Annotated in this window: 20 protein-coding genes and 2 rRNA genes; 9 read left to right on the top strand and 13 right to left on the bottom strand. The window is 57.2% G+C overall.

The window, feature by feature from the left end:
* The first annotated feature begins 131 nt into the window (after positions 1 to 131).
* The 5 genes from HDF08_RS14670 (at position 132) to HDF08_RS14650 (ending at position 7,766) form a co-directional block, all read left to right on the top strand.
* A 23S ribosomal RNA gene (locus HDF08_RS14670) occupies positions 132 to 3,082 on the top strand.
* A gap of 181 nt (positions 3,083 to 3,263) precedes the next feature.
* Positions 3,264 to 3,380, top strand: a 5S ribosomal RNA gene (gene rrf, locus HDF08_RS14665).
* Positions 3,381 to 4,457: 1,077 nt separating this feature from the next.
* Positions 4,458 to 5,996: a serine hydrolase domain-containing protein gene (locus HDF08_RS14660; RefSeq protein WP_179639371.1), complete on the top strand. Its 1,539-nt coding sequence runs from the start codon at positions 4,458 to 4,460 to the stop codon at positions 5,994 to 5,996.
* A 78-nt stretch (positions 5,997 to 6,074) separates the two neighbouring features.
* Positions 6,075 to 6,605, top strand: coding sequence for a hypothetical protein (locus HDF08_RS14655; protein ID WP_179639370.1), 531 nt, complete (start codon positions 6,075 to 6,077; stop codon positions 6,603 to 6,605).
* Between the two features lie 216 nt (positions 6,606 to 6,821).
* Positions 6,822 to 7,766, top strand: coding sequence for an SAM hydrolase/SAM-dependent halogenase family protein (locus HDF08_RS14650; protein ID WP_373563203.1), 945 nt, complete (start codon positions 6,822 to 6,824; stop codon positions 7,764 to 7,766).
* Positions 7,767 to 7,824: 58 nt separating this feature from the next.
* Here HDF08_RS14650 and HDF08_RS14645 read toward each other — a convergent pair whose 3' ends face one another.
* Genes HDF08_RS14645 through HDF08_RS14625 form a run of 5 tightly spaced genes read right to left on the bottom strand, consistent with a single transcriptional unit; the run spans position 7,825 to position 13,393 of the window.
* The gene (locus HDF08_RS14645; RefSeq protein WP_179639369.1) at positions 7,825 to 9,660 is read right to left on the bottom strand and encodes a DUF4097 family beta strand repeat-containing protein; all 1,836 of its coding nucleotides are present in this window, start codon (positions 9,658 to 9,660) and stop codon (positions 7,825 to 7,827) included.
* Positions 9,661 to 9,663: 3 nt separating this feature from the next.
* Positions 9,664 to 10,926 (bottom strand): B-box zinc finger protein, encoded by a 1,263-nt coding sequence (locus HDF08_RS14640; protein ID WP_179639368.1) that lies wholly within the window; start codon positions 10,924 to 10,926, stop codon positions 9,664 to 9,666.
* On the bottom strand, positions 10,923 to 11,945 hold the full coding sequence (locus HDF08_RS14635) for an anti-sigma factor family protein (protein WP_179639367.1): 1,023 nt from the start codon (positions 11,943 to 11,945) through the stop codon (positions 10,923 to 10,925). The genes HDF08_RS14640 and HDF08_RS14635 overlap by 4 nt, the downstream gene beginning before the upstream one ends.
* A gap of 33 nt (positions 11,946 to 11,978) precedes the next feature.
* Positions 11,979 to 12,797, bottom strand: a complete 819-nt coding sequence (locus HDF08_RS14630; protein WP_179639366.1) for an RNA polymerase sigma factor — start codon at positions 12,795 to 12,797, stop codon at positions 11,979 to 11,981.
* A 56-nt stretch (positions 12,798 to 12,853) separates the two neighbouring features.
* Positions 12,854 to 13,393, bottom strand: a complete 540-nt coding sequence (locus tag HDF08_RS14625) for a superoxide dismutase family protein (protein ID WP_179639365.1) — start codon at positions 13,391 to 13,393, stop codon at positions 12,854 to 12,856.
* Positions 13,394 to 13,559: 166 nt separating this feature from the next.
* Between HDF08_RS14625 and HDF08_RS14620 the strand changes: the two genes are divergently transcribed.
* Both HDF08_RS14620 and HDF08_RS14615 read left to right on the top strand, forming a co-directional pair.
* A complete protein-coding gene (locus HDF08_RS14620; RefSeq protein WP_373563202.1) occupies positions 13,560 to 15,035 on the top strand; it encodes a S10 family peptidase in 1,476 nt (491 codons plus the stop codon).
* A gap of 151 nt (positions 15,036 to 15,186) precedes the next feature.
* Positions 15,187 to 16,455, top strand: a complete 1,269-nt coding sequence (locus HDF08_RS14615; RefSeq protein WP_179639363.1) for a hypothetical protein — start codon at positions 15,187 to 15,189, stop codon at positions 16,453 to 16,455.
* 244 nt (positions 16,456 to 16,699) lie between these two features.
* Here HDF08_RS14615 and HDF08_RS14610 read toward each other — a convergent pair whose 3' ends face one another.
* Together HDF08_RS14610 and HDF08_RS14605 are read right to left on the bottom strand one after the other, a co-directional pair.
* Complete coding sequence (locus tag HDF08_RS14610) at positions 16,700 to 17,671, bottom strand: hypothetical protein (protein WP_179639362.1); 972 nt, start codon at positions 17,669 to 17,671, stop codon at positions 16,700 to 16,702.
* A gap of 75 nt (positions 17,672 to 17,746) precedes the next feature.
* Positions 17,747 to 18,361 carry a thymidine kinase gene (locus HDF08_RS14605; protein WP_179639361.1) on the bottom strand — a complete coding sequence of 205 codons (615 nt, stop codon included), beginning with the start codon at positions 18,359 to 18,361 and terminating at the stop codon, positions 17,747 to 17,749.
* Positions 18,362 to 18,784: 423 nt separating this feature from the next.
* Here HDF08_RS14605 and HDF08_RS14600 point away from each other — a divergent pair, with 423 nt between their 5' ends.
* Both HDF08_RS14600 and HDF08_RS14595 read left to right on the top strand, forming a co-directional pair.
* A complete protein-coding gene (locus HDF08_RS14600; protein WP_179639360.1) occupies positions 18,785 to 20,872 on the top strand; it encodes a S53 family peptidase in 2,088 nt (695 codons plus the stop codon).
* A gap of 155 nt (positions 20,873 to 21,027) precedes the next feature.
* Positions 21,028 to 22,767, top strand: coding sequence for a hypothetical protein (locus HDF08_RS14595; protein WP_179639359.1), 1,740 nt, complete (start codon positions 21,028 to 21,030; stop codon positions 22,765 to 22,767).
* 243 nt (positions 22,768 to 23,010) lie between these two features.
* On the opposite strand, the gene HDF08_RS14590 is transcribed toward HDF08_RS14595, so the two are convergent.
* The 6 genes from HDF08_RS14590 to HDF08_RS14565 all read right to left on the bottom strand — a co-directional run bounded on the left by HDF08_RS14590 (position 23,011) and on the right by HDF08_RS14565 (position 26,318).
* Positions 23,011 to 23,775: a class I SAM-dependent DNA methyltransferase gene (locus HDF08_RS14590; protein WP_179639358.1), complete on the bottom strand. Its 765-nt coding sequence runs from the start codon at positions 23,773 to 23,775 to the stop codon at positions 23,011 to 23,013.
* An 84-nt stretch (positions 23,776 to 23,859) separates the two neighbouring features.
* The gene (locus HDF08_RS14585; protein ID WP_179639357.1) at positions 23,860 to 24,300 is read right to left on the bottom strand and encodes a VOC family protein; all 441 of its coding nucleotides are present in this window, start codon (positions 24,298 to 24,300) and stop codon (positions 23,860 to 23,862) included.
* Between the two features lie 26 nt (positions 24,301 to 24,326).
* Positions 24,327 to 24,722, bottom strand: a complete 396-nt coding sequence (locus HDF08_RS14580; protein ID WP_179639356.1) for a VOC family protein — start codon at positions 24,720 to 24,722, stop codon at positions 24,327 to 24,329.
* A gap of 82 nt (positions 24,723 to 24,804) precedes the next feature.
* Positions 24,805 to 25,320 carry a DUF4142 domain-containing protein gene (locus tag HDF08_RS14575; protein WP_257031154.1) on the bottom strand — a complete coding sequence of 172 codons (516 nt, stop codon included), beginning with the start codon at positions 25,318 to 25,320 and terminating at the stop codon, positions 24,805 to 24,807.
* A 92-nt stretch (positions 25,321 to 25,412) separates the two neighbouring features.
* Complete coding sequence (locus tag HDF08_RS14570) at positions 25,413 to 25,781, bottom strand: YbjQ family protein (RefSeq protein ID WP_179639355.1); 369 nt, start codon at positions 25,779 to 25,781, stop codon at positions 25,413 to 25,415.
* Positions 25,782 to 25,976: 195 nt separating this feature from the next.
* Complete coding sequence (locus HDF08_RS14565) at positions 25,977 to 26,318, bottom strand: L-rhamnose mutarotase (protein ID WP_179639354.1); 342 nt, start codon at positions 26,316 to 26,318, stop codon at positions 25,977 to 25,979.
* Positions 26,319 to 26,354: the final 36 nt, after the last annotated feature.

Below are 26,354 nucleotides of genomic sequence, written 5' to 3'. Positions count from 1 at the left end.
AATTTTCGTGTTATCGACCTGATTTTCGCAAGTTGAGATGAGGGTTGTACGACACAGGCGTGGACTATATCAAACGTAGATAGCTCTATGTTGCAGAGGTTGTCACTTTGCTGCGTGCGAGTAAATTCTATGGTCAAGCTACTAAGGGCGCACGGTGGATGCCTTGGCAGAAACAGGCGATGAAGGACGCGGCAAGCTGCGATAAGCTTCGGGGAGCGGCACACACGCGTTGATCCGGAGATTTCCGAATGGGGAAACCCACCCAGGTAAAACCTGGGTATGTCCTACTGAATTCATAGGTAGGAACAGGCGAACGGAGGGAAGTGAACCATCTCAGTACCTCCAGGAGGAGAAAGAAACCTCGATTCCGATAGTAGTGGCGAGCGAAATCGGAACAGCCCAAACCCGTACTATTTCGGTAGTTCGGGGGTTGTAGGGCCTGCAAAAGTAGAGTTACCAATCTGGTTGCTAGTCGAATCTTCTGGAAAGGAGATCCAAAGAGGGTGACAGACCCGTAGACGAAAGCGATCCAGACTCGAAGCAGGTACCTGAGTAAGGCGGGGCACGAGAAACCCTGCTTGAATCCACGGGGACCATCCCGTAAGGCTAAATACTCGTTTCTGACCGATAGTGAACCAGTACCGTGAGGGAAAGGCGAAAAGCACCCCATTGAGGGGAGTGAAAAGTACCTGAAACCGTGTGCCTACAAGCAGTGGGAGGACTATGCCCGTAAGGGAATGTCTGACCGCGTGCCTATTGCATAATGAGCCGGCTAGTTATTCTTGTCAGCAAGGTTAAGCGTGAGCGAGCCGCAGCGAAAGCGAGTCTGAATAGGGCGATAAGTTGGCAGGAATAGACGCGAAGCGGGATGATCTACCCTTGGCCAGGTTGAAGGTGAGGTAACACTCACTGGAGGACCGAACCGGTGTTTGTTGAAAAAAGCTCGGATGAGCTGAGGGTAGGGGTGAAAGGCTAATCAAATTCCGTTATAGCTCGTTCTCTCCGAAATAGCTTTAGGGCTAGCCTCGGGTGATTTGGATCGGTGGTAGAGACATGGATAGACTAGGGGGCTTTCCGGCTTACTGAATCTAATCAAACTTCGAATGCCGATCACAACCAGCCCGGGAGTCAGACTGTGGGGGCTAAGCTTCACAGTCGAGAGGAAAACAGTCCAGACCGCCTGCTAAGGTCCCAAAATTACAGTTAAGTGGGAAAGGAAGTCGGAACGCTCAGACAGCCAGGAGGTTGGCTTAGAAGCAGCCATCCTTTAAAGAAAGCGTAATAGCTCACTGGTCAAGCGGTCCGGTGCCGACAATACAACGGGGCTAAAACTGTATACCGAAGCAGCGGATGCACACCATTAGGTGTGCGTGGTAGGAGAGCATTCTGTCGTGGATGAAGCGCAACTGGGAAGATGCGTGGACATTACAGAAGAGACCCTGCCGGCATAAGTAGCGATAATGAAGGTGAGAACCCTTCACGCCGAAAGTCTAAGGTTTCCTGAGGAAGGTTAATCCGCTCAGGGTTAGGCGGTCCCTAAGCTGAGGCCGAAAGGCGTAAGCGATGGAAATCCGGTTAATATTCCGGACCTCCCAGTTTTTCGTTATTACGATGGGGTGACGCATAAGGATAGGCAGGACATTATATGGCTATGGTGTTCGATACGCGTAAGCTGGATTCTCTAGGCAAATCCGGAGAGTCTTAACAGTGAGGCGTAAAGCAGTAAGCCGAATGGCTGAAAGCTGCTGATTTCATGGTGCCAAGAAAAACCTCTAAGGAGAGAAATTGGGAACCGTACCACAAACCGACACAGGTAGACGAGGAGAATATCCAAAGGCGCTCGAGTGAAAGCTTGTTAAGGAACTCGGCAAATTAGACCCGTAACTTCGGGAGAAGGGTCGCCCTTCAGGGTGCAAGCCCAGAGGGGCCGCAGTGAAACGCGAACGGCGACTGTTTAACAAAAACACAGGTCTCTGCAAAGTCAAAAACGACGTATAGGGGCTGACTCCTGCCCGGTGCCGGAAGGTTAAAGGGAGAGGTTAGGGCGCAAGCTCGAAGCTTTCAACTGAAGCCCCGGTGAACGGCGGCCGTAACTATAACGGTCCTAAGGTAGCGAAATTCCTTGTCGGGTAAGTTCCGACCTGCACGAATGGAGTAACGATCGTTCGACTGTCTTAACGAGTTGCTCGGCGAACTTGTAGTACCGGTGAAGATGCCGGTTACCCGCAGCTAGACGAAAAGACCCCGTGCACCTTTACTATACTTTTACTATGAGTTACGGCCACTGCTGCGCAGGATAGGTGGGAGGCTTTGATACCGGACTTTTGGGTTCGGTGGAGCCAACGGTGAGATACCACCCTGCGGTTGTTGTGATTCTAACCTGCTCCCATTATCTGGGAGAGGGACATAGTAAGACGGGTAGTTTGACTGGGGCGGTCGCCTCCTAAATTGTAACGGAGGCGCGCGAAGCTACACTCAGGTCGTTTGGAAATCGACCGTCGAGTGCAAAGGCATAAGTGTGGTTAACTGCGAGACCTACAAGTCGAGCAGATGCGAAAGCAGGCCTTAGTGATCCGGTGGTTCTGTATGGAAGGGCCATCGCTCAACGGATAAAAGGTACGCCGGGGATAACAGGCTGATCGAAGCCAAGAGTTCATATCGACGCTTCGGTTTGGCACCTCGATGTCGGCTCATCACATCCTGGAGCTGTAGAAGGTTCCAAGGGTTCGGCTGTTCGCCGATTAAAGTGGTACGTGAGCTGGGTTCAGAACGTCGCGAGACAGTTCGGTCTCTATCTGCTGTGGGCGTAGGAGATTTGAAGAGGGCTGTCCTTAGTACGAGAGGACCGGGATGGACGAACCTCTTGTGTTCCAGTTGTCCTGCCAAGGGCACGGCTGGGTAGCGAAGTTCGGTTGTGATAACCGCTGAATGCATATAAGCGGGAAGCACGCTCTAAGATGAGATCTCCCAACCCAAAAGGGAAATGAAGGGCCCTAGAAGACCACTAGGTTGATAGGCTGGAGGTTGAAGTGCAGTAATGCATGTAGCTTACCAGTACTAATCGCCCGTTCGGCTTGTCCATAGAATTTACTCTGCGCAGTGAATTGATAGTCCGTAAAACAATACGGAGTCCACTGTTCTGGAGTCATTCAATACAAGCTTTGTAGTTATATCTTTTGGAAAAATACGCAGTAAATGCAACAAACGTCTAATCCCAATCTATTCAGTTGTGGAAGATCGCGAGAGCGAGATTTCAAAAGTTTGCCGGTGAGTTTACCGCGAGGGTCACACCCGTTCCCATCCCGAACACGGAAGTTAAGCCTCGTTGGGCCGATGGTACTGCACGCGTAAGTGTGTGGGAGATTAGGTGATCGCCGGCATAATACAGAGCCCCATCCTTTCGAGGATGGGGCTTTTTTATTGCCAGAGCTAGCCGCACTGGAAAGGCTAGCTATGCTTTTGCGGGCTTAGAAAGTCAATACCAGAGGACTGACCAATTGACTGTGGATAAAAACAGTCTTCGGCATTTGTGGTGAGTTCTGGTGGATTTCAGGTAATTAGGGGTATCAGTGCTGTTTTCAGACTGAGATCTTCTGCCTTTCTGGCGATCGGAAGAGCATTTTCCTATCGCAAAGTTGTGGTTGCAGCGTGGTGGATATGTGGTCGCATAGTGGTGTAACTGTGGTCTTTGAGAGTGGTGAGAATGGTTGTGCGAGAGAGGGGAGGTCACTTGCCAGAGAGTGGGGAAATGTTCGTCGAACTGGGCTGATCTTGTGAAATGCCCTCGATGCTACAACCTTAGCCTTGACTGACTCTTTGGTAAGGGCGGTTTGGTCCAGATTCCGACGTGGCCGAGCGGGTTGGGGGGGAAGCTTTAAGGGTGATGCGGACAGGCAAGGGTGCACTGAATGGGTCGGTAAATCCCCCGCTCACCCATCTTTGCCATGACTGCGCTACCCATCGATCGAGATTTTACATCCCACCCTTCGCAAGATTGCGAAGGATGGGCCCCGGCACCCGGATCGTTAGAGGTAGGTCAGAATTGGGTAGACATCTGGCGTATGTGGGGTCTCTTGCTTGAGTTTGGGTGAGATAAGGGTGCTTACTTAGTTATGGAGGGTATCCGGGGAATTTGCTGGTGGGAGGGTTCGAGCTTCGCTCGAAGGCCCACTCATGCGATGAAACTGCATGAATGGGGCACCCGGCACCCGGCAAGTGGTTCGATAGGTGTGCGCTGTTGTCTCTCTCTCCCCAGGCCTGTAGAAGTGGTTTCCGAATTTCAGAATCGTGAATTCCGTAAATGTGCGCTTCCAAGCGGTCAGTGACCCGAAGCTGACTGGTCTTTGCTCAACGGCAGCGCTGCCTGCTTCTGCACCCGTCGTTGTGCCAACGAACGGAGACGGATGTTTGTGCGTATCAAACTAGGCCATATGCTTTCCTGAAGGAGGCGGAGCTGTATGACTTCACCAACAAACCGTCGAGAGGTTCTACGTGCGCTGTTCGCCACGTCCGTTGGGGGCGTGCTTTCGACATCGCGGCTCTATGGGAGTCGTACGGAACTAACTGCAGGGGGCGGTGAGCAGCACGATTTTGCTCCTGTGCGACAGCGGATTCTCGAGGAGGTTGCAAGCGGCAAGGCCACCGGGGTCGCCGTCGCTGTGGTTCACAAAGGCCATCTCGTTTGGGAGGAGGGTTTTGGATTCTCCGATCGCGAGAAGAGTATCCGGGCAACCGCCCGCACGCCCTTCTGCCTCGCATCTATCACCAAACCCTTTACGACCACGATGCTGATGACGCTCGTTGCGGAGGGGAAGGTCGCTCTCGACGCGCCCGCGAATCAATATCTTTCCGGAGCCGGAATCAGAGGTCCAAACGGCAACCCCCATATTGCCACGGTTCGCTTGTTAGGGGCGCATGTGAGCGGATTGCCGGGGATGTTCTCAGGGTACTTCCAGGGCGGACCAACGCCAGCGCCAGATGCCAAGGCTGTTTTACAGGAATACGGCAGACTCGCCTATTCGCCCGGGTCGGTCTACGAGTACAGCAACATCGGCTTTAGTGCGCTGGGCGCGATCGCATCGAATGTGACCGGCACGGACTTCGGCACTTTAATGAAGCAACGAGTCCTGCAACCGCTCGGCTTGAATGACAGTTTCTTTAGCACCGATATTGCGCGGCTATCGACGCGCGCCATTGGATATGACGATGCGGGGAAGCCGATTCCGTATTACACCACGTCGACTCCCCCCTCTGGAGAACTCTACGTCAGCGCTCACGATCTCGCGTTCTTTGCGATGTGGAACATGAAGAACCATGTCCCAGGCCAGAAGAGAATTTTGGAGGAAAGGTGGATCGACGAACTTCATAAGCCGGTCTACGTTGGGCCTTCAGGCGTGGCAACCACGTTTGGTTGGTTTACCGGCACGTTGAAGTCAGGTTTGCCCTACGTGCTCAAAAGCGGCGGACAACCCGGCGTCGCTACCAAACTTTACATGGTGCCGTCAGAAGACCTCGCGTGCTTGGTGCTCACGAATCGAACTGATGGAACAGAGCTGGCTAACGGGATCTGTAACCAGATTCTCAAGAGCTACCTCTCCGAATGGACGCCACCGGAGGAGAACGCCGGGCCTCGGTCAAAACCCTTTGTGGCGACAAGCGAATTCATCGGCCGGTGGAAGGGCACACTGTGGAACGGCGGTGCAGAGGAGCCGCTCCGCTTGCAGGTGGACTCGAGCACTTCTGCAACACTCGCGCTTGGAACGGCGCCTGCAACAGAGATTCTCCAGATGCAATCGCAGGGCCCCGGTGTTGAAGGGGTGTCGACCGGGCTGATTGAATCAGACGGCGCTGGGGCCTTTGGAGTTCGCAAGTTGGTCGTCAAGCTCATTCCGCAGGACGGAAAGTTGGTAGGCAGGGTGATGGCCCGAGGTGAAAAAACCGGTCTGGTGTTCGCCAACCTGCCTTATGTTCTGACCCTGGACAGGGTCCTGGACTAGCTGATCCATTTGACTCGAATCGCGGGTCAACTCGAAGTGCCGGGAACTTTTATTGTGCGACTGGTGTCGAAGAGGGCTATGGAGAGCCGGGTTACTTCAACGGGGTCCAATGGCAACGAAGGGTTGATGATTTCTTTTGCGAGTTTAGAAGAGCGGGGAATCGAGTTCAGTTTTATGCTTTGGGGAGGAGTTCTGTCTCTGATGGTGTGCGGCGCTGCTCTTTTCGGACTGGAGCACGGAGCCAGTCATACGCCGGTCATCCATTCGATCTTCTATCGGAACAGTCTTCCATCGGTCGCGGGGGGCAAGGCAAAATCGAGAATCGTGCTCACGTGCGAATCAATTGAGTCGACTGGACGTTCGGTCGTCAAAGTGACCGCTGTTGTAGGCGGCGACGAAGATGGCCCGACACCGACAGGTCGGGTGAATTTTCTATTGGGATGGAATTCTTTCGAGATAGAACATCTGGCGAATGGTTTCATTACGATCGACATGAAGCTACCTGACAACAAAAACCTCCCGCTGCGGGCCATCTATCTTGGCGACGTCAATTACAACTCCGCCGGGTCATTTGATGAGAGCCCATCGCGATCTTGCTCTCGAAGTTAGTTCACGCTCGCCGAGCAAAAGCGAGTCCCATGGTCGTTACCGTGCCGAGACCAGGTATACAAGCCACGAAGTGGCCGAAGCGGGGTGACTAAGCGCAGACGGCCCGTCCGGCAGGACCTCTCAGTGCTTCGACACCATTCTCATACTGTTTGCTGGAACTGCTCGCTGACTGGGTATGATGGAGGAGATCCCTATTTCATTTCTGTGAGGCTGTTGGTGAGACAACTCAATTTGTTTAAGAGGATTTGTGTTCTGTTGCTGGTGGTGGGCTTCTTATGGGCGAGTTTTGTCCGCGAGGCTTCGGCACAGAGCGGCTCCGCTGGACCTGCTGGGGCTGGTGGAACTGTGCTGCGGACGATTGGTTTTATGACGGACTTCGATGTGAAGGACGATGCGGTTGGAATCTGCAAGGCGGTGATGAATGGAGTTGCGCCTGGGGTGCAGATTATTGATATCACGCACCAGGCGACGCCTTACGACATTGCGCAGGGTGCGCGATTTCTGGCGGGATCTTCGCCTTACTTTCCGAAGGATGCGGTGTTTGTTGTGGTCATCGATCCTACGGTGGGAAGTACGCGCAAGGCCATCATCGCCCATTCCAAACTGGGGCAGTATTTTGTGTTGCCGGATAACGGACTGCTGACACTGGTCCAGGATCGGGATGGAATTGATGGAGTGAGACAGATTACGAATCCGGAGTGGATGATCGGGGCGAAGACCTCCTCGACCTTTCATGGCAGGGATATCTTTTCTCCGGCAGGGGCGCATCTTGCGCGGGGCGATGACTGGACCAAGGCTGGACCCGCGGTGGAGGTGGCGAGTCTGGTGAGGCTCAGTATTCGTAGCGCGGTGGTGGATGCGTCAGGCCTGCATGGGGAGGTGATCGGGACCGATGGTCCGTTTGGAAACCTGGTGCTGAATGTGCCGGCGGAGACGTTTGCGAAGCTTGGGTATCGCGTAGGGGATGTCGTGCCGGTGCAGGTGGGCGATCATCTCTACCAGCTGCCGTTTGTGAAGACCTTTAGTGATGTGGCGGTTGGGAAGCCTCTGGCTTACATTGATTCGCGCGGCCGGTTGAGCCTGGGGATTAATCAGCGCAGTTTTGCCGATACGTATGGAGTTCGGGCATCGACTCCGATCTCGATTGCGGCGAAGCGTTGAGGTTGGTGCAGTGAGCTGATCCGGCATCTGATCTGGGTGCCGTTAGCAGTCACAGGAACTATTGGTTTTGATCTTTCTGCTGCTTGGCTTCGCGTTTGGCCTCGTCAGCGGCTTGTTTGGCCTCACGTTTGGCTTCATCTGCTTCACGCTTCGCCTCGTCTGCTTGCTGCTTTGCTTCGCGTTTCGCTTCGTCAGCTTCCTGCTTGGCTTCGCGCTTCGCTTGTTCTGCTTCTTGCTTGCCTTCCCGTTCCTCCTGCTTCGCGTCTTGAATAGCCTGGCGAGCCTCGGGAGGCATCATGGGAGACAGAGGCGGAAGGGGCATGACGGTGATCTTAGGCATGGGCGGCAGAGGTGGCAGGGGCATGACGCTCCCCTTCTTCAAGGAGATGTCGCCCTGGCTGGTAGAGATGTGAAAGAGCGGACCGCCTTTGCCTGAGGTGCCGCTAACAGTCTTCTTCTGGAGTCCGCCGTCAGGAATCTTGATGTCGGAGAAGTCGCTTTCGATATCGCCGTTGGTGGCGTCGAGCTGGTAGGCAAAACCTGCCTGCTCGGGCAGAGTGAGGTTGACGGAGCCGTTGCGATTTTCGACGGTGACATTGCCGAGAGGAGGCGCGCTGGTGAGGTCGACCGAGCCGTTGCGGTTGGTGACGGTGACGTCTCCGGCGATTCGGTCGAGGGTGACGTTTCGATTGCCTGCGGTGAGGGTCAAGGGGCCGACGGCCTCACTGGCGGAGATGTCGGAGTGGCTGATATCGATCTCGCCATCGAGACGGGCAAACTGAAGGTCGGTGCGGCTGGTGTGGAATTTGATGGGGCCGCGGATGCGCTCGAAGTGCGTGGTGCCGAAGAAGTCTCCGCTCATGGTGACGGGACCGCTGAGGTCGGAGAGTGTAGTGTCGTGGCCGCGGCCTTGAATGGTGAGGGGGCCGGAGACGCTGTGCGCGGAGAGGTCGGAGTCGCTGTTGTTGACGTGGGTGATGACGGGCCCGGTGATTCCGGTGAGCTCGATGTTGCCGTGGTTGGCGGTGACCTGAAGCGGGGCTTTGATCGCACTGACGTGCACGTCGCCATGATTGGCGGTGATGACCAGGGGCGCGGTCGCGGGGAGGGAGATGGTGAGGTCGGCGCGGGTTCCGTCGATGGTTGGAATGGAGAGCGCCAGGCTGTCTCCTGTGTTGGTCAGGGTTGGGCTGAGTTTTTGCGCTTTGCTGTCGGCGTCCGAGTCGGACCGGGTGTAGACGGCTTTGTGGACGGCGATGTGGATCTGGTTGTCGTCGCTGGTGCCGGAGATGGAGATGTCGCCACGAGGATTGTCGACGGTGAAGCCGCTGTTGGCGGGGAAGGTTTGCGAGAGGGTCTGGTCGCTCTCATGCTTGTCGCCAAGGAACTCGTCCAGATTGTCCTGGTTGAGATTGAGGCCGTTGAGCATGTAACTGTGGCCGTTACCATTTCGGACGCTGCTGAAGACGATGCCGGTGATGCCGAGGATCAGGAGCAGGGAAAAGACGCCGCCGCCAAGACGACGACGATAGCGTGGCTGGGTGTCATCGGATTGCATGTACTGGTCGTAGGCCCACTCGAGGAGCATGATGATGCCGGCGCCGACGAGCAGGATGGGCCAGAAGCGGGCGTACCAGTCCCAGAGGCTGTGCGCTGCGACGCGGCCGGTCTGCACCAGAAGAAAGAGGATGCCGATGGTGATCAGGAGCAGAGGGCCGAGGATGGAGCTGCGGCGAAGGCTGCGAGCCTGGTAGCGATAGGCGTCACGCTGGGCTTTGGCCATGTCGCGCTGGGCGCGGGCCTGCTCTTTGAGGACGCGGCGCTGATACTTCCAGTCGCCTCCGTAGGGAGGGCCGGGGGGTGGTGGGTAGGGTGGAGGAGGATAGCTTCCCATGGCCTAGCTCCCTTCCTGATCGTGCTGGTTGGAGGGCACGATGCTGGTGCTCGGAGTGGCCGGTGGGGGCGGAGTGATCGGGGAGGCCGGAGGAACCCCATAGGGATAGGCTACGGCTGCGGCTGAGTTGAAGGAGGTGCGCTGAAAGACGGCCATGAGACCGGCGACGATGATGAAGAGCGGCCAGCTGTGGGACCAGGAGAGGATGTCGAAGGAGTCGAGCAGGAAGAGGACACCGACGAGAATGACCCAGATGGAGCCGCGCAGTGCGCTGAAGAGGCGGTACTGGTAGGCGGGGGTGCCGTCGTCTGAGAGGCCGTTGCCGGTACCGGTCATCTTGTGGACGAAGAGCCAGACGCCTAGGCCGATCAGGAAGAAGGGCACGATACGGTGGATGGGGAAGTGGTGGAAGAGGCCGGCGTTGCCGATCAGGAAGATGCAGCCAAGGCCGATCAGCCAGAGGGCGCCGGAGGGGAAGCGGTTGCGCGGAAGGTTGGGATCGACCGGGTAGTCCGGTGTGCCGTAGGGCGGGATTGGAGGGATGGGTGGGGTGGCATAGTTCTCCCAGGGAGTTCCCCAGGCAGCGGAGGCAGGTTGCTGCGGCGGATAGCCGGAGGGTGGTGGAGTGTAGGCGCTGCCTGACGGGGAGTTGGGGATGTCGGAGGTGGGGTCGGCTGTTCCCTGCGGGATGAAGGGGGCTGCAGCAGATGATTGGCCGGAGCCGGGCCAAGATTTTCCGAAGCCCAGGCGCTCGCCGAGATCATTGAGGCCGAAGGGATTGGGGAGGGGAGTGCCGTCGCGGCGGGCTTTGGCGGTGTGGCCAGCCTCGATGACCTGATAGGCCACCCAGCCAAAGACTAGTAACAAGAAGATGCCGTGCTGGTCGGAGAGGCTGACGAGGATCGCGAAGATGACCAGGTGGACGACGCCCTTGGCGTACTGGCCGTTGTACATGGCGCCAACGCCGGGGATAAAGCCCAGAAGAGCGGCGAGGCCGGGGTTTGGAGCGCCTGGGGGCACAGAAGGCGGGATGACGCCGCTGTAGTTCGCACCGGCTTCGCTTGCGCTGTAGGGGTAAGACGTGCCTGCGGGGCCGGCAGCGTAGGTTCCGCCAGCGGGTGGAGCGGCACCGGCCAGTTTAGCGACGAGGCAGGGTTCGCAGAAGACAGCAGAGCCGACGGTGCGGGTGCACTCCTGGCAGAGTGGCTTTCCGCAGTTCTGGCAAAAAGCAACACGTTCACGATCAGGATGGTTTGCGCAAGTCATACCAATCCCCCTTCCGACTTAATGAGACTGGGAGTAAAGACAACAAAATCTTGAGACTGGAAGGGGAGAGGGGCCCGGGTACTGACAGACGCTACTAGCTGGACATTTCCGCCGGGAGTTTCGCGGCGGCTGGAGCCAGGGTTGGGTTTGGGGCTGTTCTTCTGGTCGTTTTTCTGGCCGGGCTTCTGGTCTTTTGGACTATCCGGATTATCCGGCTGAGCGCCCGCAGGCTTGCTGTTCGGCTGGGAGGAGTCGTTCTGGTTGGCTGGAGTGGTTGATCCAGACGATCCGGCTGCTCCGTCTTCGTTGGAGGAGCGCTGCAGATCGCGGACGCGGGACTCGAGTTCGTAGACAACGCGGAGGTTGTCGGAGTAACGGACTACCTTGGCCTTGGCCTCGTAGCAGCTACGCATGATGCTGGAGGGTTTGAGGTCGCTGGCGTGAAGCTGACCGAGGCGAATGCCGGTGAGGTTCATGGTGAGGGCGATGGAGAAGAAGGCCATTGCAGCAGTCATGGCAAGACGAGGCTGCAGCATGGTCTGGCCGAAAGAACGAAGCCCGTAGGCGACCCGGGTGCGGAAGGGAAGAACCTTGGCAGAGGCGAAGGGGCTGGCAGGGAGCGTTCCACCAACGGAGGGAAGCAGGGACGAATGGCCGGGGAGGGTATTGGGCGTGCGCAGGTAGTCGGTTCGGCCGAGGACGATGGGGGGCTGGTCTTCTTTGGCAGGGCCGAGGGCGGTCTTGCCGCTGGTCTGGGCGAGGATGCTCTCAAAGAGGGAGGCGGGAGGCTCGGGGCGGGGAGACTTGAGCATCTCTATCCATGCGGCTCCGCGCTGGGCGTCGGCGAGCAGGGTGGCGCAGCCAGGGCAGCCGATCATGTGGGTGTCGAAGGTGGCCTGGTCTGCCGTGGAGAGGGTGCCGTCGAGGGCATCGGCGAGCATGGCCTCGCACTGCGCGCAGTGCTGAGGATCTCCGGGTGCGCCTGGTTTGACGCTGCCGAATTGGTTGAAGTCTGCCACTTTAAACCACCTCTCTCTCTAGCACTATGTTCACTAACTTTCTATACGTTGCAGAAGCCTTGCCAGTTCCCCGCGACCGCGGCTGATGCGGCTTTTTACGGTTCCTTCGGGTATGCGAAGAACCTGTGATATCTCTTTGTAATCCATATCCTCGAGATCGCGCAGAATAACAGCTTCGCGAAGCTCTGGGGAGAGTTGTTTCAGCGCGTGCTGGACGCGAACTTTGAGTTCGAGGCCGGCCACGTGGTGTTCCTGGGAGGGCCGGGGGTCGGCGAGCCGATCGGCCATGGTAGGGCCGTCCTCTTCGCCGTCGAAGGTGGCGTCGAGGGAGTCGGAGGCACGCTCGAGGCGGGTCCGGCGGAAGTGGTCTACCAGGAGATTACGGGCCAGGGTGGTGATCCAGGTCTGAAAGCTGCCTTTTTGGGTATCGAAGCTGGAGAGGTTCTTGTAGAGCTTGAGGAAGACCTCTTGCGTGAGGTCCTCGGCGTCGGTACCTGAGCCGGTGAAACGGTAGCAGATGGCGTAGATACGGCGATGCTGAGAGGCGACGAGCTGCTGCCAGGACTGGGAGTCGCCAGCCATGCACTGGCGTACCAGTTTGGCTAGGGCTTCCTGCGCTGCTTCCTGTGCCGCATCCTGTTGTGGGGTACGCTCCAACTTCGCCTCAAGTGATTTTGTCGGTGGGAGAAGTGTACCGCGTGGAGCGGGGGATGGATTGATTTGTTGTTGGACTTGAAGGATTTCGGCACGCTGAGTAACGGGCTGTGCCGGGACTCGAGGCAGGCGGCGCAACGGGTACTTGAGCGCCGTGTACCGGCTCACTGTCGGAATCGCCATTTGCAGAACGCCCATGGATTGCTATACGCATGGGCGTTCCGGTTTGTTCAAAGATGGACAGTGAATGCGGGCTAAGGGGTTGGGGCGGGGATGACACCGCAGGCGATCCGATTACCGGAGTTTCCGGAGGGGTCGGTCTTCATGTCGTCGGCTTTCTCGTGAATGACGATGGAGGTTCCTCCGTTGGCGAGGATGCTGTTGGCCGCCGCGGGGTCCATCGAGAGATAGTTGACGTTGAAGATGGCCTGGCCCAGGTGGCCCTCGCCGATGGTGACGTTGTTTGGCAGGTCGCCGGCATGGTGGCCCATGGGGTTCTGGAAGCCGTGCTGCTTGTTTTCGGGGTTGAAGTGGCCGCCTGCGGTTTTGAAGTCGGGTGCGTCGCAGAGGGCTTTGGCGTGGATGTGGACGCCGTGCTCGCCTACGGGGAGGTTCTTGAGGTCGAGCTTGATGCGAACGCCCTTCTTCGAGGGGCTGAAGGTGGCGGTTCCTGCATCTTCGCCGGTGCCGGTCTTGATGGGAACGATAACGATGTTCTTTGGCTTGGCGAAGGCGGGGACGATGAGGGCGGGAACAACGAGAAGGCTGAGGGTGATGGCGAGGATGTTGCGCATGGGCTCTATTCTCCGAATCGGCTACGTGATGAGAATACCGAAGTATTTGTTTGGGTTGCGTGTTGGATGGGAACAACTATGTAAAATTTGGATCATGATTGCAACGCAGTGCGCGTCCCTGTCGAAGTTCGTTATTTTTTCATGCCTTCTTAGTGGTTTTTTCGCAGTGGCTCCTCTTTCTGCTGTTGCACAAGCCGCGCCGGATGCCAAGCCTGCCGACGCGAAGCCTGCGACTACGCCGGGAATGTCAGCGACGTTGCCTCCTCTTCCGGCGGACGCGCATGTAGAGCAGACCATGCAGCTTGAGGGCAAGACGCTGCACTATACCGTGACGGTGGGCACGCTGCCGGTACGGGACAGCAAAGGCGCTCTGAGCGGCGAGGTGGTTTATACGTCCTATGTCGTTGAGGGTAAGGACCGGCCGGTGACGTTTGCGTTCAACGGGGGACCGGGCGCGGCTTCGGTGTATCTGAACCTGGGGGCGATCGGGCCAAAGAGAGTGGCGTTCGGTGCGGAGGGGCAGAGTCCTTCGGATCCGGCGACGTTGATGGATAATCCGGGGACCTGGCTGGACTTTACGGACCTGGTGTTTATCGACCCGATTGGGACTGGGTTTTCGCGTTCGCTGGTGTCGGAGGAGGAGTCGAAGAAGCAGTTTTATGGGCCGGACCAGGACATTGCGTATCTCTCGCGGAATATCTACGACTGGCTGGTGAAGAACGGGCGGCTGCAGTCTCGCAAGTACATTGTGGGCGAGAGCTACGGGGGGTACCGCGGACCGCGGCTGACGGCTTATCTGCAGTCGCAGACCGGGGTTGCGGTTAATGGGCTGGTGCTGGTTTCGCCGGCGTTGTCTCCTCAGGGTGGTTCGCCGGATATCTCGCCGGTTCCGTGGATGATGACGTTGCCTTCGATCGTCGCGGCGAACTATGAGCGGCAGGGCAAGTTGACGAATGAGAGTATGGCCGGAGTGATCGACTACACGCGCGGGGAGTATGCGGTGGATCTGATGAAGGGCAACAGCGATCCTGCGGCGACGCCTCGTCTGGTGAAGAGGGTGACGGAGCTGACGGGACTTGATCCGACGTTTGTGAAGCAGTCCGGCGGACGGCTGGAGACGCAGGCGTTTTTGCGTGAGGAGTTTCGGGAGACGGGTAAGCTGGGCAGCCGGTATGACCCGAATGTGACGGCTTACGATCCGTTTCCTTATAACCCGACGCAGGAGACTCAGGACCCCATTTTGTTGAGCATTATTGCGCCAACGACAACCGCGATGGTGGATTTTGTGACCCGGACGGTTGGCTGGAAGACGGATGCTAGTTACAACGCGCTGTCGTTCGATGTGAACAGGATGTGGGATAACAGCGGACGCAATGGGGCGTTTTCGGGGTCGGCTTCCGCGACGGATCTGAGGGTTGCGGTGGCTACCGATCCGAAGCTGCGCGTGGTGATTGCGCATGGATGGGCGGACCTATCCTGCCCGTTTATGGGTTCGGTGTTGACGGTGAGCCAGATTCCGCCGATGGGTGATCCGACGCGAGTGCAGGTGCATGAGTATCCTGGGGGGCATATGTACTATGCACGGCCGGCTAGCTCGCTGGCGCTGCGCAAGGATGTGATGGAGATGGTGTCGAAGCATTGAAGGGGGTCCTGCCGGACGGGCCGCCTGCTCTCACTCTTGAGCCATCACAGCACAATCCAGGACCATTTGTGGCGCCTTGCATGCGGCTAAACTACAATTTCTAAAAACATCAATCGTTGCTTCAGCTTGGCTCGCGAGCTGTGAGGATTACATGAACAGGCTCCGCCCATCTGAACGTTTCCGCCCGTGGATTTCTCTCTACGTCACTGTGATTGCCACGGCAACCGCTCTCATCGGAATCAAGCAGATGCGCGAGAGAAACATCTGGTCCATGGGCGACTGGCTGGTGAACTATCAAGGTGGCTTCGTCCGTCGAGGGCTACCGGGCGAAGCAGCTTTTCGTCTCGGGCAACTGATGCACGTGTCGCCGGACGTCTTCGTTCTCATCATGCAGCTCGCGTGCTACGCAGCGATGTTTTACTCTTTCTATCGCTTGTTGATTGGCCTGCGCCTTAAGCTCTGGATGATACTGGTACTGGTCTCACCGGCAACATTGGCCTTTCAGCTGGAGGAGTATCCGAGCGGCTTCCGAAAGGAAACCATTCTCCTCGCTGGTCTTGGTCTGCTCATTCTCGTCCTCCTCCGCGGTTCAATACGTGACGCGTGGATCAGCGCATACACGACAGTCTTCGTCGCCATCTGCATTCTGAGCCATGACGCGCCCATACTCTACGGCGGATTGGTCCTCGCCGCGCTCGCCATTGAATTCGGGCTGAGCCGACGCTTGCTCAACGTCCTGATGTGTCCTCTCATCTGCATGTTCTGCATGCTGGCGTTGACGCTCACGCATCATGGCGACTCAAACACTACACGGCGGATTTGCGCATCTTTGGGCTACAACGTCGAAGAACGAATCCTCCCTGCACCATGCAGGGGCGAAATAGCGCAGATCGGTCTGACCCTCCAGGAAGAGCGCGCCGAGGCTCGTTATGAGCACCCGCTGTGGCATTACAACCGTCGATATCTAGTCTGTACGCTCTTAGCCTCTGTGCCATTGATCATGGCATTCGCCGCGCTTTGGAGATGGAAAGCAGGCAGGCCCTTGCTGAAGATATTGCTCTCGATGATTGCCTTAACCAGCTGTGCAATCGGCGTGCTGCTTTACATGACGATTGATTGGGGTCGTTGGATTTACATCGGCGTATTCGCCATCGCCTTGCTGTTGATGATGATTGAAAACATTCGCCAATCTGATCCATCTGAACGCGAGGCGGACGAACGCCAACGCGCATCCCGCACCCAGGTCTGGCAAACCAACATAGCGACTGTCCTGTTTGTTGCCTTCTATTCCCTTAGCTGGCACCTGCCACACTCACGCCCCAACGACTTCCGATTTGCAGGCTACACAGTTAGGGACTATACCTCGCTCGCGCTATCAGATCTGCGGCCGTCGCACTTCTGGCGCAGAGCCCACCGGTAAGATTTCGGCACGCGCCATCGTTTCTATGGCACCGTGGCCCTCGGATTACACGTTTTCAATCGCCTTCGTTGCTCGCCGCCTGGAAGCAAAGGTATCCTGGGGGCATATGTACTATGCTCGGCCGGCTGGCTGCGCTGCGCAAGGACGTGATGGAGATGGTTTCGAAGCACTGAGACCAGCATCGGTGGAAGGCGTTTTTAGCAGCTTGAGGCCGCCGGCGGATGGATGTTCGTCACGCTGCGTTTCAGGTGGCGGAGTCGAATCGGGCGCTCAGGAAAGATGCCGATACCCTGGCGGTGACCATGCACATAATCAGCAGGAAGGGCACATAGATGCGCGCTTCGGAGGCGAGGCCGAACGTGAAGTACATCGGTAGATAAAGAAGAGCAGACCCAATCGCCACTTTTTCCACGGCAGTTAGAGAAGGCCGATAGACGATCAACAAGAGTGCGAATGAGACGAACGGTGCCAAGATGATGGTGAGGATCTCGAGATTGTGAAAGGAAAAATTGGGCCAGAACTGGATGTCCAGGCTGTCCTGTGGATAGAGGATGTGCAGGTAAACCTGAATCCCCGCAGCGATGAGGGCGGTTAGACTGCCGATAACGATGTAGTCCAGGCTCGCGCGGAATTTACCTTGCGATCCCCGTTTGACGAGGGTCAAGAGACCAACGAAGGCGGTCGCAATCCCAAAGATAAGGGGTACGTCCGTCCGAACGAAGGTTTGAATCAGGACTGCAGCCAGAAGCGGGAGCGCCCACATCCGATTCTTTTCGATATTCGCTAGACAGAAGAGAGAGAACGCCAGGAAGAGAGCGGAAGGCATGGTCTCCGGCCGTTGCCAGGGAACGACCCAAGCAAGTGGAAATTGAATGATCGCCAGGAAGAGGAGGATCTTCAGCGCTCTGTCTTTCGGTCGGTCCGGCTCTTCCAGGGGGAGATCGACGGTCATTAAATACAAGAGGTAGAGTGCGGAGAACCCTGTTATCAAGTCGAACGCGGCGGCAGTAATGGACGTGTCGGCAAGATGAAAGATTCTGGTGGTCGTATTGATCAGAGCAGGAAGGGCAATACGAAAAGTCTCACCCTTTGGTGGTCTTGGGACCCGCGCGGTGTGCGCGTACGTATACCACCCGCTGTGCACGAAATGGGCTAGCTGCACACAGACGAAGAACAGGAAGATGCCAGTGAGGATTCTTTCTTGCTTTTTGCTCAACGTGATATCTCCGGGAAAGGTCGCTTCTTTTTATCATGCTCGCAAAGAGCTTTCCTGTTCGGTGTTTCTGCTTGCTTAGAGAGGCGTTGCGACGGTGGGAAGTTCGAGTTGTTCGGAGTGTTGGTCGTCGAGGAAGGGCTCGAAGTGAGTGCGGCAGCGGGCTTCGTAGAGACCAGCAGCGCCTACGAGGACGAGCTCCTGGCTTTGGCCTAAGCGCTGGGTGTGGATGGCGGGTGCGCCGCAGACCATGCAGACGGCGGAGAGCTTGGTGACCTCGTCGGCGATGGCCATGAGGGCGGGAATTGGGCCGAAGGGCTCGGCGTTGAAGGTGGTGTCGAGGCCGGCGAGAATGATGCGTTTGCCGAGGTGGACGAGCTCTACGGTGAGGGGAAGGATGGTGTCGTCGAAGAACTGGGCCTCGTCGATTCCGATGACGTCGATGTCGTCTAACTGAGGCAATAATGAGGCTTTCAGGTGCTCCACGTTGGTGACGGTGCAGGCTTCGTGGGTCTGGGAGCTGTGGCTGGCGATGGAGGTGCGGTGGTAGCGAAGGTCGATGTCGGGCTTGTAGCAGACGACGCGCTGGCGGGCGATGCGGGCGCGCTTGAGGCGGCGGATGAGCTCCTCGGATTTGCCTGAGAACATGGGGCCTACGATGCTTTCGATTCTGCCGGGAGTGGGGTGGGTCATCTGTTCGGGGGCCTTTTGGGTTGGTCTGGTTCCATTTTAAACGGGGTTGCGGTGAAATTTGTTGGGAGTTTTTTTCGGCTTGGGGAGTGGGGTTTTTGCTGGGGGTTTTCGAGAAAATGGTGTTTTGGTTTGTGGTTTTTGGGTGGTGAGAACGTGGTGGACTGCGTGGTGAACGTGGTGTTCTGGCAGCGTGTTTTTTGGCTTCGAAAGATGTGACAGGTTTTGAAAGTTTTTTTCGCCTCACGCAAAAGCAGTTTTGGAGCTTGACCTTGCCGGAGGAGGCCCGTAGTATTCGTCCACCGAAGTCACTTAGTACCAACGGCGATGCCTCGCAATCCCACGTTCGTTGTACGCCCACGCTCCTCTCACCACTGACTCACCACTGAACCGATCGATAAATCAATCTCATGAGGGTATTTTGCTATGAAGCAGCACTCTTTTCGTAATCATGCCTCTTCTCGCCTTACTATCGCCGCTGCGCTGGGAGCTTTTGCGCTGACGGCGGGTTCGGCATTTGCTGCCCCGGCCAGCCAGACGACGAATGTGGGCCCGGAAGACGAATCCAAGCAGATTTCAGTGAGGGTTTGGCTGAATCCGCATAACAAAGCGGCTTTGGATGCCGCGGTCGAGCAGATGTATGACAAGGGCTCGGCGAACTATCACCGGTTCCTGACGTTGAAGGAGTTCAACGAGAAGTTCGCGCCGACTGAGAAAGAAGCCGGCGTGGTTCGCGAGTACCTGGCGGCTCACAATATGAAGGTGACGTCGACGGAGAAGAATAACCGTTTTGTTGTGGCCGAAGGGAAGGTTGGGGACGCGCAGACGGCATTCAATACCAAGATCAACAAGGTGATGGTGAACGGAGAGGTCCACCATGCCAACGCGACGGAAGCATCGGTTGCGGGACCGGCGAGCGCGCTGGTGGCGACGGTGCAGGGGCTAAGCGATCTCAAATATCATGCGATGGTAAAGCCTTCGGTGAACCCGGAGAGCGGCGTGCCTTATGAGGGAGTCTCTCCCTCCGCGGCCGGCGCCGACGGACTGTTCTACAGCGCGGACTGTCTGCGTGGAGCCGCGTCGAAGGTCTTCAAGACAGATGGAGCATTTCCGGAGGCGTTTTATGCCGGCAATCTTTATGGAGCCAGCATCACGAATGCCAAACCGCCGAATCTGCCGCCGTGCGGCTACGATGCGGCTGAGATCCAAGAGGCGTACGGCCTGAAGCCGCTGTACAAGAAGGGCCTGGACGGGGCTGGACAGACCATCGTCATCGTCGATGCGTTCGGCTCGAACAGCATTGTGTCCGATGCGAATCTGTTCTCGCAGCTGAATGGATTGCCTGCGTTCACGTCTTCGAACTTTCAGATCGTGGAGCCGACCGGGCCCGCTACCTGCACCGCTACGAACGGGTGCATTGCAGGGAACTGGCAGTACGAGACGACGCTGGATGTGGAGTGGGCTCACGCGATCGCGCCGAATGCCAACATCGTGCTGGTGCTGACAGCGGACAACTCCTTCACCAATCTTGATCTTGGCAATCTTGCTGCAATTCAGAATGGATATGGCAACGTGATCTCGAACAGCTTCGGGATCTCGGAGATTGCGCTGAAGGACCTGGATCCATCGGAGCTGGTGGTAGAGAACGGCATTGCGCAGATCGCTGCGGCATTGGGGATCTCGCTGAACGTATCCACTGGCGACAGTGGGGATGAGCTGATCACGAATAATGCCGACTTCGGCATCAATGCGGTATCGGTGAACGCGAATGCGGACTCCCCGTATGCGACGGCGGTTGGCGGCACCAGTACGTTTCTGGATGCGCACAGCAACATCAAACTGCAGACGGGATGGGGCTTGAACCTTGCGCGAATTGCCAACCCCACTCCGAATCCTCCCGTGATTCCTCCGCTGCTGTTTGGCTTTCAGTCCGGTTCGGGGGGCGGCACCAGCGTTGTCTTCGCCAAGCCCAAGTTCCAGAAGAGCCTGAAGGGTAAGTTCCGTCTGTTGCCGGATATCTCGATGAATGCGGACCCGCAGACCGGCAACGAGATCATCGTTTCGCCTGACGGCAATCCCGCGAATGCGACGGTGCTGGTGTTCGGGGGGACGAGTCTTTCTTGTCCGATGTTCTCCGGCTACTGGGCGATTGCGAATCAGGCTGCGGGAGTTCCGCTGGGGCAGGCCGCGCCAATTCTTTATGAGTTGTCGGAGGGCGCCATCACGGACGTCAACGTAACGCCAGTCGATACGCTGCTGAACGTGTCGGGCCTCATCATCGATCCGCCGAACAGTCCGATCTTTGAAAGTCAGGCTGCTCTGGCACAACCATTGGAGAACACGAAGCTGTTTGTGAGTGCGTTGTACCAAAGCCCCAGCTCGACTCGCTGGGACGTGCTGACGTTCGGAACGGACTCCTCGCTGGTCACTGGACCAGGCTGGGACAATGTGACTGGGCTGGGCACGCCGAATGGTGCGACGTTCATCAATAGCGTTGTGAAGGCTGTGCAGTAGAAGTTGGACTGTTTTTTCCAGGCTGGTTTTGTCTAGCTGCTATCTAGCTGTTAGCTATCTAGCTGTAATCCGGGCCGGAAGTCTGTGGCGATACGATCTGCCAGAGACTCCGGCCGGAAGTACGTTCATCTTTGAGAACTCCACGAGGACACTATATGAACACTTCCCGTTTAATAACCCTGGCGATCTCCGCCGGGTTTGCGCTCACCCCGACACTACATGCCACCCAACAGAAGCACATCGATGTTCACAAGAAGGGAACGACCAGTATGGCTCAGGCCCGAGCGCTGGTTGAGTCTCCTGCGACTTCGGCACTGTATGCGATGAAGCCGAAGGCGATGCGGAAGCAGATGCCGAAGCCGTTCGTCGGCAGATCTCATGTGGAGCTGAATAAAGCGACAAGCGCGGGTCTTGTATTTGGCGGCTTTCCGATTGTGGCTCCCGATAAGACGTTCACGGGTTTCGACGGACTTGACTCGACCGACTCGGGCGAAGCGAATGGGTTTGTTGTGGAACCACCGGACCAGGGTCTTGCGACCAATGGCGAGGAGATTCTGGAGCCGGTGAACCTGGCGCTGCGGGTGTTTACGAAGACGGGAGCGCCTTTGACTCCGCCGGTGAGTTTGAATGCGTTCTTCGGCGTGCCGACGGCGCCCAATAAGGACGGCTCGACAGACCAGTTGTCCGATCCGCGGGCGTTTTACGATTGGGAGTCGAAGCGCTGGTTTGTGACGATCCTTGAATACGCCACCACGCCTGCGGGGGCTTTGGTTGGAGGTTCGGAGGTGATCGTTGCTGTCAGTGATACGAGCGATGTTCTGGGGACCTACACGGTGCAGTCCATCGATGTCTCGGACGCGGGCTTTGGGCAGTGCCCGTGCCTGGGGGACCAGCCGTTGCTGGGATTGAACAAGGATGGCGTGTATCTGAACACGAATGAGTACTCGAATACGACGGGGTTCTTTCAGACGGCACTGTTGATCGCGGTCAGCAAGCGCGATCTGATTGCGGGTTCGTCGAGCGTGGCTGCTGCAGGGTTTGACGGTCTGCCGGTGGCAGAGGGGCAGGCGTTTTCGATTCAGCCATCGTTTCCTTCGCCTGGAACTTCGACCACGGAGAATCGTGGGACGGAGTACCTTGTCAGTTCGCTCGACTTCACTGGAACGGTGGACAACCGTCTGGCGGTGTGGTCGCTCACCAACACCCAGAGTCTGAATGGAAGCGTGCCTAATCTGAACCTGCAGTTGACGGTAATTCCGACGCAGGAGTATGGGCAACCGGTTCCTGCAGTACAGAGAGTTGGAAGCTATCCGCTGGGGCAATCGCTGGGAGAGCCTGAAGAGGCGATTGATACGGGCGATGACCGCATGATGCAGGTGTTTTACTCGCAGGGCAAGCTGTACGCGGCGTTGAATACAGTTCTTCTCGACCCCAAAGGAGCGAGCGGACCACGTACAGGCGCTGCCTGGTTCGCGATCGATCCGAATGCTACGTTCAGTTCTGTTTCGGCGAAGATCTGGAAGCAGGGATTGATCGGGATCGCCAATGGGGCGGTGATGTATCCCGCGTTTGCGGTGAACGGTGAGGGCAACGGTGTGATTGCGTTCAGCCTTACGGGGGAGAACTACTTTCCAAGTACTGGGTATGTCGATTTCAGCAAGGGAAGCGTTTCGCCTAAGGTGCATCTGGCCGGGATTGGTCAGACGCCGGACGATGGTTTCTCGGGCTACCCGGAGTTTGGGGGCGGAGGAGTGGGTCGCTGGGGCGATTATTCCGCAGCGATGGTGAGTCCGAACGGAGATCTTTGGATGGCTGCGGAGTATATTCCGAATACGTTCTCTCGCCCACGGACCACGTATACGAACTGGGGAACCTTCGTTTATCAGGTGCATTGAGATGAGGGCGGGCGTTCTGATGGACGTCCGCCTTTTATTTGGTTGGCTGTAAAGGAACTGAGCGCCACTACTCGTGTGGTTGGTGACTGTCTTTCGGAATGTGTCGCTGTTCGCGGCGAATGGCGTGTGGGGACGCTACTATGTGTTCTGCTACAGCCAGCCGGCGGGTGGTGCTCCATGCATGGGCGATCCGTTGACTGGCCGGGCGTGTGGAACGTTATTTGCGGCTCGGATTGTGGAACGTCAGGGCCATCTTGCGAGAACAAGAGGCTGGTGGTAGTCACTCTCTCGGGGCATCAGCCAGACCGGCTCTTCAAAACCCACCGAGCGTAATGCATCCGAAAGTTCCTGCCGTCTGACGCACCGGTACTCCGACACGAAGTGGTGTGTAGTCCAACCCTGGTCGGCTTTGATTGTGATGTAGAGGTGCAGCGTGTATCTTGCTGCTTCGGTCCAGTCCCAGACCTGATGGACGATTCTTCGGCTACCTTTGCTGCCGAAGAACGCGGGTTCCTGCATGGCTGGTTTTTGCTGGAGGAGCAAGTCGTAGTCTCGAATACTTGCGATGAACAGTCCACCTGAGTTCAGCCGGCTTGCCATTGCTCTGACAGCATGGATTAGTTCGTCTGATGTGAGGTGGGGCAAGGCGTTATCGAAAGCTGCAACAACATCAAATCCGGTTTCGGGGATCTCCTTCAGATCCGTCATGTCCGAGACATAAAACTCGATGTTCAGGCCGCGCGCGTAAGCCTCTCGGGCAGCCCTTGTCACCTCCATAGGACTTATGTCGGAGCCAACAACATGATGTCCTCGTGCGGCGAGACCCAAAGCCTGGGTACCAATACCGCATGCGCAGTCCAGAATCCTCAAGTGCTGGTCGGGCAGTTCTCGCGAGATCACGGTGTCCAGAATCTTTGCCTGCCTCTGAATAGACCGATCCCAATCTTCAAAGATCAGGTGGTAGTAATCCGCCATCGAGTCATAGAAGCTCAGCGCCTGATCCGACATTGGCTTCCACCTGCCTTTCGCAGAAAGGATACCCACTACCCTCAACTCGTTTGCAGAAAACGGGGTTATCGGTAGGTTCAGGACCTAGTCTGGGTCAGAGTAGAGGGCTTCTTCCGGGGCGTCGGTGGGGCTCTCGAAGTCTAATTTGTAACCGTCGGGGTCCGGGAGGATGGTGACCCACATGGCGTTGCCTACGAAGGGGCGCTGAGGGTGAAGACCATTTGCGAGCGCTGCGCGATAGATGGCGAGGGCGTCGTTGCACTGGAAGCAGAGGGAGACTCCTTCGCCTGGTTTGGAGGATGGGGGCTTGTCGGGACGGTGCTCCTGCAGCATGAGGGCTGCGCCTTCGAGTTGCAGCCAGCACCAGCGGAGCTTGCCGCCGTCGATCCACTCTTTGGTCTTTTCGAAGCCGAGGCCGTTGATGTAGAAGCGCAGGGAGGCTTCAATATTTGAGACTGCGAGGAAGGGGACGACCTGCTGGATGTTCGGAGCTAGTTTTTCTTCTTTGCGTTGGAGAGTCGGCATCCGATTTCCTTTCGCGAAAAGATGACTTACTTGTCGGCGAGGGGCTGCCAGAGTTCGATGCGGTTGCCTTCGGGGTCGGTGATCCAGGCGAAGTGGCCGAAGTCAGCGCTTTCGCGTTTAGGGTCGATGGGGATGTTTTCGGCGGCGAGCTGGGTGAGGAGTTCGTCGAGATTATCGACGCGGTAGTTGATCATGGCTTGCTGTGGGCCTCTTTCGTTGCCGGGGCCGAAGTGCTTGCTGCTTTCAGAGAAGAGAGACCAGGTGGTGCTGCCTGTGGTGGCGGGTATCTCGTCCGTCCAGAGGAAGGTGGCTCCGCCATAGTCGGAGAGGGTGATGCCGAGGTGCTTGGCGTACCAGGCGGAGAGGGTTTTAGGGTCGCGTGCGCGAAGGAAGATGCCGCCGATGCCTGTGACTCGAGCCATGAGTGTCTCCTGATTTGAAGACGAGTATACAAAACCGGAGTTGAGGCGAGGGGCTCGAATCGCGAATGAGTGTCGGATGCGGTTAGTTTGTCTTGTCGGTGCCGTGGAGAGCGCCGATGTGACGCTTGACGATGAGGTCGGTTTTGGCGGCGAAGGCTTTGTATTCGCTGGAGCCGTCGATGGCCTCCTGGGCGAAGAGCTTTTCGTCTTTATCGTGGATCACGGCCATCTCGCTGAGATAGGTTTGGTCGAAGTCGGCGGCGGAGAGAGTTTTGAGATGGTCGAGCTTTTGCTGGAACTCTGAGTTAAGGACAGGGGCGATGAGGACTTTTTCTGCAGCGGATATGCGCTTTAGTTCGCTGTTGACGAGTTCGTGATCGTGCACCTCGGAGGTGGCGAGGTCTTTGACATCCTGAGCGACAGCCTTTTGAAGGGCGATCTTGCTGGCTTCTACTTCGTATCGGCCGCCCTGGGATACTTTGGCTACGAATGCCTTGTCGGTATCGGAGGCGGTGCTCTGCGCCAAGAGCTGCCCTGCGGAGGTAAAGGCGAAGAGTGCGGCGGGCAGGCAGAGGGCTGCGAGAGATTGCTTCATCATTGGGTGCTGGCTCCTGAATGAGTCCTGAGAACGATCGACACTTCTCTGGTTAGATGCAGGCGCAGAGGGTTTAGCCAGATGCCAGAAGAAATTCAAGCACTTTTGATGGGTTCTACGACGACTGCGGTGCCGTAGGCGAGGACTTCGGTGACTCCGTTCATGAGCTCGTTGGCGTCGTAACGGAAGGAGATGACGGCGTTGGCGCCTAGCTGGGCGGCGTGGAGGGTCATCATGGCGTAGGAGTCCTGGCGGGTTTTTTCGCAGAGCTCGGTGAAGATGGTGATGTCGCCGCCGACGATGGTTTGGAGCCCTGCTCCGATTGTGCCAAGGATGTTGCGCGAGCGAACTACGATGCCGCGGACGATGCCGATGTTCTGGACGATGCGGTAGCCGGGGAGCTCGAAGGCTGAGGTGACGAAGGCTGGGTGGATGGAGTTCGTGGGCGGTGGGTAGGTCGACATGTTGGAGCGACTCCTGAGTGGCTGGAGAAGATACGGATTGGGGGTTAGTTTGGTTCCGATGGTGGTTGCCGCTCGGTGTTGGAAGTGCTGTCGCCAGGGCAATTTGTCTGATGGTTTAGAGACTGCAACGCAGATTCCCTTCGGGAATGACAAACAAGAGAGCCAAGACGACTCTATATCAACCGTGGCGTTGCTCTAGTCGATGTGGAAGACTTCTTCGAGGGGGGACATGAGCTGGTCGGGGTCTTTGCTGGTGGTTTGGACGAAGAAGTCCTTCATCTCGGACTGCCAGAGGGCGTTGATGGGTTTGTCGCGCATTCTGGTCTGGGCTAGTTGGAAGTCGTTGGTTTCGAGGTAGCCGATGAGCTGGCCGGCGGGCGTGAGGAAGAGGGAGTAGTTGTGCCAGCCGGTGCGCTGAAGGGCGGCGATCATGTCGGGCCAGACGGCGGCGTGGCGGCGACGGTATTCGTCGAGACGGTCGGGCTTGATCTGGAGGAGGAAACAGACTCTTTGTCTGGTGGGGTGTTCTGGGGTCATGGGGTTCTCTTGTTGGTTGCTGGATGTTTGTGGCTC

The sequence above is a fragment of the Tunturiibacter empetritectus genome (genome assembly GCF_013410875.1).
GTDB classification, from domain to species: domain Bacteria; phylum Acidobacteriota; class Terriglobia; order Terriglobales; family Acidobacteriaceae; genus Edaphobacter; species Edaphobacter empetritectus.
Note: the sequence above shows the minus strand (reverse complement) of the source record. Positions and strands in the feature narration are given on the sequence as shown.